13 protein-coding genes are annotated in these 14386 nt (G+C 63.7%); 4 read left to right on the top strand and 9 right to left on the bottom strand.

Annotation, left to right across the window (positions count from 1 at the left end; translation table 11 throughout):
- Positions 1-75: 75 nt before the first annotated feature.
- The 9 genes from RND64_RS11470 to RND64_RS11510 all read right to left on the bottom strand — a co-directional run bounded on the left by RND64_RS11470 (position 76) and on the right by RND64_RS11510 (position 9087).
- On the bottom strand, positions 76-927 hold the full coding sequence (locus RND64_RS11470) for a 3-hydroxybutyryl-CoA dehydrogenase (RefSeq protein WP_049697421.1): 852 nt from the start codon (positions 925-927) through the stop codon (positions 76-78).
- A gap of 119 nt (positions 928-1046) precedes the next feature.
- A complete protein-coding gene (locus tag RND64_RS11475) occupies positions 1047-3413 on the bottom strand; it encodes a lysylphosphatidylglycerol synthase transmembrane domain-containing protein (protein ID WP_049697422.1) in 2367 nt (788 codons plus the stop codon).
- Positions 3414-3518: 105 nt separating this feature from the next.
- Positions 3519-4499: an acyl-CoA dehydrogenase family protein gene (locus RND64_RS11480; protein WP_049697423.1), complete on the bottom strand. Its 981-nt coding sequence runs from the start codon at positions 4497-4499 to the stop codon at positions 3519-3521.
- Entirely contained in the window at positions 4496-5272 is a 777-nt protein-coding gene (locus RND64_RS11485) for a glycosyltransferase (RefSeq protein ID WP_083444286.1), read from the bottom strand. The genes RND64_RS11480 and RND64_RS11485 overlap by 4 nt, the downstream gene beginning before the upstream one ends.
- A 101-nt stretch (positions 5273-5373) precedes the next feature.
- Complete coding sequence (locus RND64_RS11490) at positions 5374-5982, bottom strand: methylated-DNA--[protein]-cysteine S-methyltransferase (RefSeq protein ID WP_049697424.1); 609 nt, start codon at positions 5980-5982, stop codon at positions 5374-5376.
- Positions 5979-6476, bottom strand: a complete 498-nt coding sequence (locus RND64_RS11495; protein ID WP_049697552.1) for an RNA polymerase sigma factor — start codon at positions 6474-6476, stop codon at positions 5979-5981. Before RND64_RS11495 ends, RND64_RS11490 begins: the two co-directional genes overlap by 4 nt.
- Before the next feature lie 58 nt (positions 6477-6534).
- Positions 6535-7062: a methylated-DNA--[protein]-cysteine S-methyltransferase gene (locus tag RND64_RS11500; protein ID WP_049697425.1), complete on the bottom strand. Its 528-nt coding sequence runs from the start codon at positions 7060-7062 to the stop codon at positions 6535-6537.
- Between the two features lie 118 nt (positions 7063-7180).
- Complete coding sequence (locus RND64_RS11505) at positions 7181-8197, bottom strand: YihY/virulence factor BrkB family protein (protein WP_049697426.1); 1017 nt, start codon at positions 8195-8197, stop codon at positions 7181-7183.
- Between the two features lie 263 nt (positions 8198-8460).
- Positions 8461-9087 (bottom strand): LGFP repeat-containing protein, encoded by a 627-nt coding sequence (locus RND64_RS11510; protein ID WP_049697427.1) that lies wholly within the window; start codon positions 9085-9087, stop codon positions 8461-8463.
- Between the two features lie 591 nt (positions 9088-9678).
- Between RND64_RS11510 and RND64_RS11515 the strand changes: the two genes are divergently transcribed.
- The 4 genes from RND64_RS11515 (at position 9679) to gdhA (ending at position 14384) form a co-directional block, all read left to right on the top strand.
- The gene (locus tag RND64_RS11515) at positions 9679-11454 is read left to right on the top strand and encodes an oleate hydratase (RefSeq protein WP_049697429.1); all 1776 of its coding nucleotides are present in this window, start codon (positions 9679-9681) and stop codon (positions 11452-11454) included.
- 92 nt (positions 11455-11546) lie between these two features.
- A complete protein-coding gene (locus RND64_RS11520) occupies positions 11547-12431 on the top strand; it encodes an enoyl-CoA hydratase-related protein (RefSeq protein WP_235434272.1) in 885 nt (294 codons plus the stop codon).
- Between the two features lie 55 nt (positions 12432-12486).
- Positions 12487-12915 carry a type II toxin-antitoxin system Rv0910 family toxin gene (locus RND64_RS11525; protein WP_049697430.1) on the top strand — a complete coding sequence of 143 codons (429 nt, stop codon included), beginning with the start codon at positions 12487-12489 and terminating at the stop codon, positions 12913-12915.
- A gap of 116 nt (positions 12916-13031) precedes the next feature.
- On the top strand, positions 13032-14384 hold the full coding sequence (gene gdhA / locus RND64_RS11530; protein ID WP_049697431.1) for an NADP-specific glutamate dehydrogenase: 1353 nt from the start codon (positions 13032-13034) through the stop codon (positions 14382-14384).
- The last annotated feature ends 2 nt before the right edge of the window (positions 14385-14386 follow it).

Raw genomic sequence — 14386 nt, forward strand, 5'->3', positions numbered from 1 at the left:
CGGGCGACCACCGACGAGAGAGCCTCGGCTGGCAGGCGCCAGCCGAGGCTCTCGTAAGTCAGATCGCGTGTCGCGTCAGGACGCGTAGTCGTAGAAGCCCTTGCCCGACTTCTTGCCCAGGTAACCGGCCTCGACCATGCGACGCAGCAGCGGCGGCGGCGCGTAATGGGGCTGACGGAACTCGTCGTACAGCGATTCCGCGACGTCGAGCACGACGTCGAGTCCGACGGTGTCGCTGAGCGTCAGCGGACCCATCGGGTGGCCGCAGCCGTTCACCATGCCGGTGTCGATGTCTTCCTTGGTGGCGTATCCGCTCTCGTACATCCGGATCGCGTCGACGAGGTAGGGGATGAGCAGGGCGTTGACGACGAACCCGCCGCGGTCGCCTGCCTGAATCGTCTTCTTGCCGAGGTGATCTCGTGCGTACTCGGTGACCGTCGCCACTGCTTCCGGCGAGGTCGCCAGGCTGGAGATGATCTCCACGAGCGGCATGACCGGCACCGGATTGAAGAAGTGCACACCGACGACGCGGCTGGGATCGGCGACGTCCTTGGCGATCCGGATGATCGGGATCGACGACGTGTTGGTCGCGAGAATCGCTGTGGGGGCGGTGATCTTGTCGAGCTCGGCGAAGAAGCCCACTTTGAGTGCTTCGATCTCGGGCAGCGCCTCGATCACGAGCTCACGGTCGGCGAAGTCGGAGACCGACGTGGTCAGCGAAAGACGCGCGAGCGCCTGTTCGGCGTCGTCGGCGCTGATCTTCGACTTCGAGACCGCACGGTTGATCGACTTCTCGATGCGTGCGCGGGCCGCGTCGGCGGCAGCCTGGTCGCGCTCGAGCACGAGTACGTCGTCACCCGCGCGGATCGCGATCTCGGCGATACCGGCACCCATCGTGCCGCCGCCGACTACTCCGAGCTGTGTCATGGAGCTCCTCCAGATTGTGAAACGTGGTCGCAGGTCAGCCTACTGCGCCACTCCCTGCCACCCGGATTCAGCGTCCGCCACTCATCGAACCCGGCGCACCTCACCACGACGCGAGGACGTCAGATCATGTTCTTCCTGGTGAGCCAGTGCATCACCGGCCATCCGATGAACACCGGAAGCCAGCAGGTCAGTACGCGGTAGAGGAGCACACCGGGGACAGCGACCGCCGAAGGGACGCCGAACGCAGCCAAGCCACCGATCAGTGCCGCCTCAACGGCACCGACACCACCCGGGGTCGGTGCTGCCGACGCCAAGGTCCCACCGACCATCGTGACCACGGTCACCGTGATGAACGAGACGTGTCCGCCGAACGCGTGCACGCTCGCCCAGAGCGCGAGCGCACCGCCGAGAGTCGTTGCACCGCAACCCAGTGTGATGATCGCGAGCCGTTTGGGTTCACGCGCCACCGCCCGCAGATCTGCGAATACCTCGATCAATCGCGGCCGCAGCGAGGTGCCGAGCCAATGGCGAAGCGTCGGGATGAACAGGAACAGACCAATCGCACCGAGCACGATTCCCGCGACGAGGTAGAGCACCGTCGCCGATGGAACGAAATGCGACAGGTTGGCCGACGTCCCCGCGATCGCAGTGAAGAACAACAGCAGCACCACGTGCACGATCACCTGCACGCTCTGTTGCAGCGCGACAGCCGTTGTCGCCCGAACACCCCCGAGGCCCGCCTTCTGCAGAAACCGCGTACTGAGCGCGAGCCCGCCGACGCCGGCCGGAGTTGTCGTCGCGGCGAATGTGTTGGCGAACTGCATGACTGTGAGCTTCCACATACTGGTGAGACCGTCGGCGCACGCCCATAGTGCAGCCGCCGCACCGACGTAGGTGAGCAGCGACGCCGCCAGACCGGCCGATGCCCAGGCCCAGTCGAGGGTGCGCAGCTCACTGAAGAAGGTCGGCACCGTACTGATGAACGGGTAGGCCACGTAGACCAGCGCCACCAGCAGGACCAACTGGATGATCTGGGAGCGACTGAACCTCGTGATCGTCTCGGCACGGATCTCGTCCGCGCCTGTCTGCGACCGGATCTCGTCGCGCGCCGACGACAGCACCTTCTTCGCGTCGCTCAACTGATCACGTATCCGCCTCGGCAATGCCGACGAGCTCAACCGACGCGATGCGATCAGGACCGCGTCGGCGCCAAATGCATTGATCGCCGCGGTAACGGCCGGCTCGGGACCGTAGAGATCGGTTGTAGTGGCGAGCAATTGAGCAATGTCGGACTGAAGCTGGACGTCGGTGGCACCGAACTCCGAGAAGTGAAAACCACCGAACACGATGCGGCCGTCAATCACGGTGATCTGCGTAGCTCGAAGGTCTCCGTGCGAGATCCGCTCCGAATGCAGTGTGTGCAACGCGGACCAGATATCGGCCACCGCGACGTCGTCGCTGCACCTGTCGAGCGGGGTCCCGCGGGGCGGTGTGCCCGCGTACATCGTCCAATCCAGATCGAGGGGCGCAACGGCTACCGTGCAGCTATTCGCCAGATCGAGGTCGTTGACGACGACCGTCATGAGACCGCGGTGCTCGACCATCCGATGCACGGAAAGCTGCAGGGGCGCGGTCTCCTCCGAGCGCAACCGGATCTTGCGCCAGAACTCTCGCAGCAGACCTGCACTGCGCTGATTGGGTCCATACAGGTCGACGATGATGTCCTTGTCCGCGTGGGCGACGAGTTCGAGCGGACCGCGACTGGCCGGGCGGACCACACGGAGCGCGGTCACGCGCACACCCCGTTGCTCGAGCATCCGTACCGCATCTTCGAGCGGCACGACCAGCGCGGGCGTGCCCGCAACCCACACGACGAGTGAGCCGACGAACCATCCGGTCGCGAGTCCCAAGACCGCGCGCGCTGGTACGACGGCGCTGACCACGAGGTGGATGGGGACGAAGGCAAGGAGCAGGATCCACCACCAGCGTCGCCAGCGCGCGGGTAGCCACGGTCCCGACACAGTCAGCACCGCGGCGAGCATCGCGATCCACCGCGGATCGTCGAGGAACTGCGACAGGAGCGAATCGAGTCGCTCGTTGCGATCGAAATGCCACGTCGGCGCGGCGATGCCGTTCTCGCTGACCGACAATGCGAGGAAACTGATCGCGGCCGCCGTCGCGTACGCCCAGAGCAGGCGCCATTGTCGGGCGGCAAGCAAGCCGACGAGGACCATGAACGGCAGTGCCAGAATCGCGAGGCCGTAAGCCAGATAGACCAGCCCGGCCTGGGTGGGGGTCAACACTCCGACGATGTCGGAGATCGACTTCTCCAATGCCACCCAGTCACCGCGGGTGATCAGCGAACTGACGATGACGACGATCAGCACGATGGCCGCGGTGATGAGACGAAGGATGTCCGACGTGCGCCGCGTCAGCGGTTGCAGCAGATCACCGGATACGGTGATCTCGCGTCCGTCGACATCCATCGGCTGTTCGTGTCTTCCCACGTTCTGGCACGCCAGCGGTCTGCCGGGCGCGTAGTAAGACCCCAACATATCCGGACATGTGCTTACAACCCGGGAGGCGACGGGTTACCGAGCCGCACGCGCTCTTTCGACAACCAGCGCACCGAGGCTCACGAGATCGGCGTCGGCGTGGGATTGCCTCACGTAGATCTGGAGGTCGGCGACGGCCTGCGCGTGCTCGGCGTCGTGGACCAGCGGACCGGGTCCCAGCGCGCGCCCAACCCGATCGATCACGGAGCTCGCCCGCTGTTCGGCCGACCAGCGAACCCTGAAAGCGCGCCTTCTGGCCGAGTCGATGTCCGACGGGCAGGCATCGACCTCCCGTGCAGCGGCGTCGAGCAGTGCGACAACCGTCGCGATCTCGGCCTCCACGGCGCCGAGGTGCATCAGCAGGATGTCGGACAGTCCACTGTGCGCCGACACCGCCTTGGCGTACAGCGCGTCGGCAACCTTCTGCGTCCCGCCGACCCAGCACGCCGCGACACCGATTCCTCCGTGCCAGAATCCGGCGCGATCGAGGTAGGCGCCTGGCTCGCCGACCGGTCGTCCGACGACGCCGTCGAGGACAACGGTTCCGGTCTCCGTGCGGTCCATGCCCGCGTTGGTCCAGTCGGCCGACTCTCTGCGGACACCCGCCGCGTCGAGTTCGACGGCGAACAGTCGACGCTCGCCGGACGCACATCCGCCGTCGACGACGTCGGCGGTGATCAGTGCGTGATCACACGACAAAACCCCCGAACACCACGGCTTCGCTCCCGTGAGAATCCACCCACCTCCGCGACGAAGCTCAGCGGTCACGCGCGGTGCGGGAGGCTCCGCGGCCCACACACCCCAGAACTCACCCGGCTCGGTGCCACGGCCGGTCAGCTCCCAGAGGATGGCATCGGCGTCGAGGTGTGCTTCCACCAGCCGTCCGACGGCGATGTCGATATGACAGAGCTCCCGTAGCGCTTCCCATCGCCTCCCGGTGTCGCCCGCGCCGGGAAGCGGGACGCACAGGCCATCGTCGAGGAGATGGCGTGCTCGCGCTGAGGCGTCGTCGATCATGCGAAGCCGCCCGTCGGAGAAGCGGCGGGCCGAGACGGGTCGGGCAGAGACGGGTCGGGGAAAGGTGCGGCGGGGCGCGATGCGGAATCGAGCGAGCGAAGGTGAGCGGCGAATCCGTGCTCTGCTCGACCACGAGCGCGGGTCGACGTGATCACCGGCGCGTGATGCGACGCCACGACCCGCGCACCGAAAGCGCGGACACGATGAACCAATTCGACGTCCTCTCCGTGCGGTAGCGGCGAGAACCCGCCCACCGCGTGATAAGTCGCGGCACGCATTCCGAGGTTCGCGCCGTGGATGTGACTGTGGCCCTCTTCGTTTCGATACGACTCGGTGTATCGACGCTCGACGTCTCGCGTCCATCCCGTCCATCCGTCGGGCGTCACGGTGCCGAGGAAGCAGTCGGCGCCCTGGTCGGCGAAGTGGAGTTGCTGTTGGAACCAGTGTGGCGGGACTCGGCTGTCGGCGTCGGTGCTGGCAAACCACGTCGCAGAGTCGTCGACGGCGCCGTGTCGCGCGAAGCCTTCTCGTCGTGCTGCGCCCACGGAGCCGAACGAACACGAGATCACTTGCACGCCAAGGGGTATGCGACGCGCGGTCGCGTCCGTGCAGTTGTCGAGGACTACCGTCACTGCCACTTCATGCGGCGTGTGGCGTGCCGCGACGAGGACACTCGTCACACAGTCGGCGACGAGATCTTCCTCATTGTGTGCCGGCACGACTACTGCAATCCGGTTGACGACGATCGAGACAGGGAGAGTAGAAGCACGCACATGGCCCCCAGGATGGTTCGGACTATCGTGATGCCCATTGGCTGAAGGCGTGGTTACCCAACTCTAGCCCGTATGTGCTCGAACGGTCATCTTCGGCGAGGTCACGCGGCACTTTCGAGCGCCAGCAGAGCCGATTTGACCTCCAGCCCACCGAGGTAGCCGCCGAGCGTCCCGTCGGTACGCAACACCCGGTGACAGGGAACGACAACGGGCAACGGATTGGTGGCGCAGGCCGTTCCGACGGCGCGGATCGCGGCAGGATTGCCCACCCGCTGAGCGAGTTGCTTGTACGTCGTGGTCTGTCCGTACCCGATCCGCGGCAGGTAGCGCTGCACTTGCTCCCGGAAACCCGACGACAAGCGATGATCGAGAACCAGTCCGAACTCCTGTCGGCGCCCGTCGAAGTACTCGTCGAGCTGGGCGGCGGCGTCGTCGAGCATTGCCGGCACTCGCAGAATTCGTGGTCCGACCTTGTCTGCCATATCTTCGAGCACGGCGTCGAACCCCTCGTTCTCGAACGCGACGCGCACGAGTCCTGTGTCTGTCGCCGCCAACAGCAGTGTCCCGATGGGGGTATCGACGGTCCGGTAGCCGACGTCGAGGAGTCCTTGTTGCACTGCACCGATTTCCAGTCGTGCGTGTAGGGCGGTGAGATCTCCGACGGAGACCGGAAAGTCGTCCATGTCGAGATCAGTTGTGTTGTCGTTCATAGTAATTCGTGTCCTCGTTGGTCGTCGGCATCGATGTACACGCGGCGCAGCGTTTTCATACCGTCGGCAGCAGCTCGCCGGACGGCATCGGGTGTGCTGCCGAGCAGTTCAGCGGTCTCGGCGTGGGGCAACCCGCCGATGTAGTGGTAGGCAATGGCGAATCGTTGACGGTCGGGGAGTCGGGCAACCGCATCCCACACCCCCGCACGATCGGAGGGCACAGCATGCGGGTCCGGCGTCTCCGGGATGGCATCGGTGGGGAACGCACGACGCTGTCGACCTCGGATGATGTCGATGGCCTTGCGTTGGGCGACTCGCACCAACCACGCCTCGACATTGGTGTCGTCGGCGAGGTCCGGCCATGCGCGCAGTGCCGCCAGAAACGTCTCTGACCAGGCGTCGTCGGCGTCGGGTCCGACACCGAGGCTGGCCCGGCAGACCCGTAACACCGTTGCGCCATGCGTCGACACAGCACGTTCGAAAGGTTCTTTCATGTCCATCACACGGTAAACGTCGCGGAACGTCAGAACGTGAGATCGGGTCCCGCGACGGTCAGAACAACCTCGATGCTCGGATCTCTGTCGGCTCCTCGAGCTCGAGAAGATGCCGCTTACGCTCCAGCCCGCCTGCGTAACCGGTCAACGAACCGTCGGCTCCGATCACCCGATGGCAAGGGATCACTATGCCAACAGGATTGCGTCCGACGGCCTGTCCGACCCGCTGAGCCTGCCGCGGCATTCCGATCTCTGCGGCCACCCGCCCGTAGGTCGTGGTGGTGCCATATGGGATGGCGCGCAACGCATCCCATACCGCTCGATGGAACGTATCGCCGTGAGTACTCACCGGAAGATCGAAGTCAGTTCGGTCACCCTCGAGGTACTCGAGAAGTTGCGATGCCGCGGCGTCGAGCAACGCATCGTCGTCGACGTGGCGGCCGAACTCCGCGTCGTCGGGGCGACGTCGCTGATCGGAGAAGTAGACCCCGGTGATCGCATCATCCGTCGCGACGATGGTCACCGCACCCAGGGAGGTCGTGACCAGGTCGTATCTCGCCGTACTCGTCGTGTGTGCATTCGTCATTTCCGTAATCCTTGTGTCACCGCACCGTGCTGTTCTTGCCCTGCAGTCGCACAAGTGGGGGCAAACGTGAGGCTCGCGTGTGGCGTCCGCGACCGGTGGACGTGCCACCGGTGAGTCGTCACGGGTCGTTGTCGTTGTGTCTGCTCGCGCCGCTTGCGTCAGGGTCGATCTCGGCAGTGGCCGGATTGTCGAAGGAGACCTCGATCTCCTCGAATCCCTTGCTGCGCTGCGCCTGCGCCTGCGCGGTGTACGCGGCCTCGTCACCTGGGGTCAGGACCACGTTGTCCGTGAATGGCGTCAAAAGCGAACGAGGATAAAGCTTGTCGACGCGGACCGCGTTGCTTTCCACGCAGAAGATGACGAGCACCGCCGCGACGTAGAGGAAGGCCAGCAGCCCCAGCACCACAGCGAACACACCGTTGGTCGCACTCGATCGCACGATCACTCGCTGAACGTAGACACTGCCGAACGTTTGCAGAGCCTGCCAGCACAGCGCTGCCGCGATCGCTCCGGGCAGTACGTCGCGCACACTCACCGAACGCGCAGTTCCGATGACGAACGCGATGGTGAAGACTGTCGCGTACAGGACCACCGACGCGATAATGGCGAGGGGCCTGCCCACCGAGCCGAGGTCGACCGCGGCGATTACGCCGTTCAAGACGGTCAGACCGATGATCGAGCCCCCGATCGTCAGCAGGAGCACAGCCCCTTTGAGACGCGCCTGTATCGGATTCGGCCGCTCATTTCTCGGGACATTCCAGATGATGTTCATCGCATTCTGAATTGCCACGGCCACCCCGAGTCCGCCGTAGATCGCGCCGATGACGCCGATGGCGACCGCCACACCGCTGCCGCTGATCGTGCCCGTCTCGCGCAGTTGCGACCCGATGACAGGTATTTGCGACAACGCGGAGTCAAGGATTCGTTGCTCTAGTTCCGGGTTGTCCCGCAGAACAATTCCCAGAATCGATGTGAAAACAAGGAGCAGCGGAAACAACGAGACGAAGCCGTAGTACGCGATCAGTGCTGCAAGGTATCCGCCCTGGTCGTCGAAGAACTTGTAGAGCACAGCGAGCGGGTATCCGGTCCTTGGATGCCGGTGTTGAAAGTTGTCGATTCGTTCGGGAATCGACAACCGTTCAGATCGTGACAACCGCTCGCCTCTCTCGCCTCCGAGTGGCGACGTTCCGAACTGGCCGCAACCCGCCCACCAGCGAATGCGACTGGCCGCGATTTCCGCCGTCTGGCCTTGTTGAATCCTATTCCGAAGCGTCCCATTCAGTCAGTGCGGCTCGCCGTGGCGACAAGCGCCAAACCCTGACAAAGACAGCCGACGACCCTTACCGCACCGAGTGCTGGTAAGGGTCGTCGTTGATCGTTAAAGCTGCTCCGACGCGACTACTGGGTCGGAACGACCTTGCCATTCACCGTGACCTCGACGGTGTTGGTCGACGAGTTCCAGGTGATCTTCCCGTGCTCGAACGTCGAGGTCTTGACGCCGCCTTCAGTGGTCTCGTCGCTGGTTGCCGTACCGAGCGGACCCTGCGATCCGCCCTTACCGTCAGCGGACGGGTTGCCCTCGGCATCACGCTTGACGTTCCACGCGTCGCGGATCTTGCCCCAGGTGATGTACGCCGGGGTTGCCTCTTCGCCGTTCTTTGCAGTGATGACACCGCCGGCGAACTGCTGGAACACGACGCCGTTCGAGCCGGTGCCCGATGCGTCTACCCCAGTGCTCGGTGCGCCCAGATCGGTCTTTTGCTGTTCGGTCGCCGCCTGATACTTCGCTGCGATCGGTCCACTCAACGTGACCGTGCTGCCGTCGGCAGCTTTGAGGTCAACGGATGCACCGGCAGCCGCCGATCCTGACATCCCCGACATTCCCGCCATGCCGGATTCGCTTGCCGACACCGACGACGACGCCGCCGAACCCGAATCGTTGTCGTCGCTACAACCGGCAGCGACGAGCGCGACTGCCGACGCCGCTGCAACGACACCGGCGATACGACGAGTGGTCTGCTTCATTGGTTCCCCTTCGGTTCGAGACTCTCGAGCACTACACGGTTCTCAAGACCGCATTCAGGACCGTAAGCACACCGGCGGCAGGGATCGACCAGAAATCGGCGACTGGTGCAGTGTTGCAACATCAGCCCGGCAAGGCCGACGTAGCGGACATCGATCGTGTCCCAATCGTGAGTTCCACGTCGAAGCAACCCCGCTATAGGGCCGCGGAATATGTCGGGACTATCGATAGTTGAAGGATTCGACGGTGCCGGATTCATTGCCCCGGGTCCCAACCTTCACCGCTTCGAGCGGATTATTCGCCGAGAGGCGCATTGACCGACACCGTCCATCCAGAAACCACCGACCGCACCGGTCGGTGGTTTCTTGTCTGTCGGGCTGTGGATGCCGGCCCACGATTTTCGGTGACCTGCCGTCGTGCTGTGGTGCACCTGTCCGCGCCGTGCGGAGGGGATGACAGGTCACACTGTCCGAAACCACAACAATTCATCTCGATCCGGAACACTGTCCGCAACCAGCCGACTAGCGTCGAAGTTGTTCGAGTTCGATCCTGACGCGGGCGCATGATGTCCGACGACGAAAGGCGAGACGCACGTGTACCGAAGTAACGGAAATTTCGAGGCATTCGGACGGCCGGAGAAGCCTGCAGATGTCGACGGCAAGAGTGCCTACTTTGTCGGTTCCGGACTCGCGTCCCTGGCCGGCGCGGCGTTCCTGATTCGTGATGCACAGTTGCCGGGCAACAAGATAACGATCTTCGAGGAGCTCGGACTTCCCGGCGGCAGCATGGATGGAATCCTCGACGAGCACAAGGGCTTCATCATCCGCGGTGGGCGCGAGATGGAGGCGCATTTCGAGGCCCTGTGGGATCTGTTCAAATCGATCCCGTCACTGGCCGTCGAGAACGCGTCGGTGCTCGACGAAATGTACTGGCTGCACAAGGACAATCCCAGCTCCAACCCGGCACGCGCAATCCACAACCGGGGCGAGAAGATCGACCAGATGAAAGACCTCACCCTGACGCGGGGTGCCGCTGAGGAACTCATGAAGCTGGTCCTCACGCGCGAAGAAGACTTGCAGGACAAGCGCATCGACGAGGTCTTCGGCAAGGAGTTCTTCGAATCGCACTTCTGGCTCTACTGGGCGACGATGTTCGCGTTCGAACCGTGGGCGAGCGCACTCGAAATGCGGCGCTACACCCTGCGTTTCATCCACCACATCTCCACGCTGGCCGACCTCACGTCGTTGCGCTTCACCCGCTACAACCAGTACGAGTCGCTCATCAAGCCGTTGGTCGCCTACCTCGAGGGCAACGGTGTCACCTTCGTGTACAACACGCAGGTCGACAACATCGAGCTCGACAGCTCCGGAAGCAGCAAGCTCGCCAAGCGAATCCTGCTCACCGAGAACGGCGAATCCAAGTCCATCGACCTGTCCGAGAACGACATCGTGTTCGTCACCAACGGGTCGATCACCGAGTCGTCGACGTACGGCGACAACGACACACCCGCACCCGTCGTCGCCGACAAGGGCGGCGCATGGTCACTGTGGAAGAACCTCGCCGCCCAGGATGCCTCGCTCGGTCACCCCGAGAAGTTCTGCGAGAACATCCCGGAGGCCAACTGGTCCATCTCGGCTACCGTCACGCTCACCGACGACAAGATCTGGCCCTACATCGAGAAGATCACCGGTCGCGATCCGCGCAACGGAAAGATCGTGACCGGCGGCCCCTGCAACATCGCGGACTCGAGTTGGCTTTACGGGTTCACCGTGAGTCGTCAGCCGCACTTCGAGGCGCAGGACCCACAAAAGGAGATCGTGGCCTGGATCTACGGCCTGTTTTCCGACAAGCCGGGCGATTACGTGAAGAAGACGATCAGGGAATGCACGGGAGCAGAACTCTGCGCTGAGTGGCTCTACCACCTCGGCGTTCCGGAGGATCAGATCGACGATCTGGCCCACAATTCGGCGTCGACGGTTCCGTGCAACATGCCCTACATCACGTCGTACTTCATGCCGCGCGCACTCGGCGACCGTCCGCTCGTCGTACCCGAGGGTTACAAGAACCTCTCGTTCATCGGCAATTTCTCCGAGACCGAGCGTGACACGGTCTTCACCACGGAGTACTCGGTGCGCACCGCCATGGAGGCCGTGTACACACATCTCAACGTCGACCGTGGCGTTCCCGAGGTCTTCGACTCGTCGTTCGACATCCGCGTGTTGCTCTCGTCGATCTACTACCTCAACGACCGAAAGCCGTTGAGCGAGATCAAGTTCCCCCTCATCGAGAAGCTGATCGGCAAGGCCGCGCTGAAGAAGATCGAAGGCACCTACATCGAGCAGTTGCTCCAGGACGCCAAACTGGTCTGACGGCACGCGAGGACGAGCACGCCGACGCCGCGACCCACCAGGTCGCGGCGTCGGCTTGTCTGCGTCAGCCATGATCCGCGTAGATTGACGGAATGCCGTCGTCGAAGGACTCCGCTGGTCCGTCTGAACCTGCTGGTCCGTCCCATCCCGCTGGTCCGTCCACAACCGTGCAGATCGATCGCGATGACGAGATCGTCATCCTGCGACTCAACCGGCCGGATCGGCTCAACGCCTTCACACATGAGATGGGCGAGGAGATCAAGGCAGCACTCGCCGTCACCGACGCCGACGATTCCGTGCGCGCCGTCGTGATCACCGGGAACGGCCGGGCATTCTGCGCGGGCGCCGACCTCGAGGCCGGTGCCGACACGTTCGTCCACGGCGAGACCACCCCCGGGGTCGTTCCGCCCGACTCCGGCGGGCAGACCGCGCTCCGAATCTTCGATTCTTTGAAGCCCGTGGTGGCGGCGATCAACGGCCCCGCGGCGGGTGTCGGTGTGACGATGACGCTGCCCGCCGACGCCCGCATCGCTTCCGACGACGCGAAGTTCGGCTTCGTGTTCACCCGTCGCGGCTTGGTGCCCGAGGCGTGCTCGTCATGGTTCCTGCCACGCCTCGTCGGTATCCCGACAGCGCTCAAATGGACGTACGGCGGCCAGATGGTCAGTGCCACAGAGGCATTGGACTCCGGCCTGGTCCAGCAGGTAGTCCCCAAGGATCAGGTTGTCGACACCGCGATCGCCGTGGCACGCGAGATGACCGCCGACAGCGCCCCCGTGTCGGTTGCTCTCACACGTCAGTTGATCTGGCGAATGGCCGGTGCGCCGAGTCCTCGCGACGCGCACGAGGCTGACTCGAAAGCGATCTTCGTCAGGGGTTCGATGCCCGACGTCGCCGAGGGCGTGACCGCGTTCCTGGAGAAGCGTCGAGCAGTGTTCACCGACAAGGTGTCGAGCGATCTGCCCGAGATCTTCTGATCGTCGACGAAACCCACCCACCAGTGAATCCCACCTCTTCGACCGAAAGGTACCCATGGCCGACGTCGACGTAAGTGTCGAGTCGAATCTCTCACCCGAACAGGCGTGGAATTTGGCGTCCGACCTCTCGCGGTTCCCCGAATGGATGACGATCTTCGGCGGTTGGCGCAGTGAACTGCCGGACCAGATCACCGTCGGAACCCACGTGTCGTCACTGATCAAAGTCAAAGGATTTCGCAACGTCATCCACTGGACGGTGACCGAATACTCTGAGCCGGAGACGATTTCACTCTCGGGGCACGGGATCGGCGGGGTCAGGATCGGTCTTCGAATGACAGTCACGAAGACGACGAACGGGTCGCGATTCCACCTCAATGCCACTCTCGACGGCGGCCTACTGAGCGGCCCCATCGGCCGCCTCGTCGCCAAGGTCATCACCTCCGACGTTCGCCGCTCCATCGAGAATCTCGCGGCGCTCCACTGATCGAGGAGAAGACGTTCGCTATGCCCGACATGAGAGATTTTTCTATCGGGCGATAGGCTCCATGATGGTGTCCGGCGGCCTGACCGGCCGTTTCGGCGAGCGCATGGAGGTGTGAGGTGTCGTTCTTCGACGAGAAGGTGCAGGATCTCTACGACGAGGTGGTGGCCCGCAACCCCGGCGAGGTCGAGTTCCACCAGGCGGTACGCGAGGTGTTCGACAGCCTCGGCGCCGTTCTCGTCAAACACCCGCACTACGCCGACGCGGGGATCATCGAGCGCCTCTGCGAGCCCGAACGCCAGATCATCTTCCGGGTTCCGTGGGTCGACGACACCGGAGCAGTTCGTATCAATCGAGGTTTCCGCGTCGAATTCAACTCCGCGCTCGGGCCGTACAAGGGTGGTCTACGGTTCCACCCGAGCGTGTACCTCGGAGTGATCAAGTTCCTCGGCTTCGAACAGATTTTCAAAAACGCGCTCACCGGTCTCCCTATCGGCGGGGGCAAGGGCGGATCGGATTTCGATCCGAAGGGTCGATCCGACGGCGAGATCATGCGGTTCTGCCAGTCGTTCATGACCGAGCTGTATCGCCATATCGGTGAGCACACCGACGTCCCGGCGGGTGACATCGGCGTCGGCGGTCGCGAAATCGGCTACCTCTTCGGCCAATACAAGCGCATCACCAACCGCTACGAGTCCGGCGTACTGACCGGCAAAGGACTGTCGTGGGGCGGCTCGCAGGTGCGGACCGAGGCCACCGGCTATGGCGTCGTCTTCTTCGTGCGCGAGATGCTCAACGCCAGAGGACAAGACCTTGACGGCAAGCGCGTCGTCGTCTCAGGCTCAGGCAACGTCGCGCTCTATGCGATCGAGAAGGTCCACCAGCTCGGCGGGCGAGTTGTCGCCTGCTCGGATTCCGGTGGCTACGTCGTCGACGACGACGACGGAATCAACCTCGAACTCCTCAAGGAGATCAAGGGTGTTCATCGCGGGCGTGTCTCCGACTACGCCGAGAAGCGTGGTGCACCAGCATATTTCGTGTCCTCGGGATCGATCTGGGATGTGCCGACAGACATCGCCATTCCCTGCGCCACCCAGAACGAACTGGATTCCGACGACGCCGCGAGCCTCATCGCGAACGGCTGCACCATCGTCGCCGAGGGCGCCAACATGCCATCCACCCCGGAGGCGATCAAAGCTCTTTCGTCGTCGGGCGTCCTGTTCGCTCCCGGCAAGGCCGCCAACGCCGGCGGTGTCGCAACGAGCGCACTCGAGATGCAGCAGAACGCTTCTCGCGACTCGTGGAGCTTCGAGCACACAGAGCTACGACTGGCACAGATCATGCGCGGCATCCACGAGAATTGCCTGAGCACCGCCGACGAGTACGGAGCGCCCGGTGACTACGTGCTCGGCGCAAACATCGCAGGTTTCACCCACGTCGCCGATGCGATGCTCGCGCTCGGGGTGATCTGAGG

Origin of the sequence: Gordonia sp. w5E2 (assembly GCF_036540975.1) — a bacterium.
GTDB lineage: Bacteria > Actinomycetota > Actinomycetes > Mycobacteriales > Mycobacteriaceae > Gordonia > Gordonia jacobaea.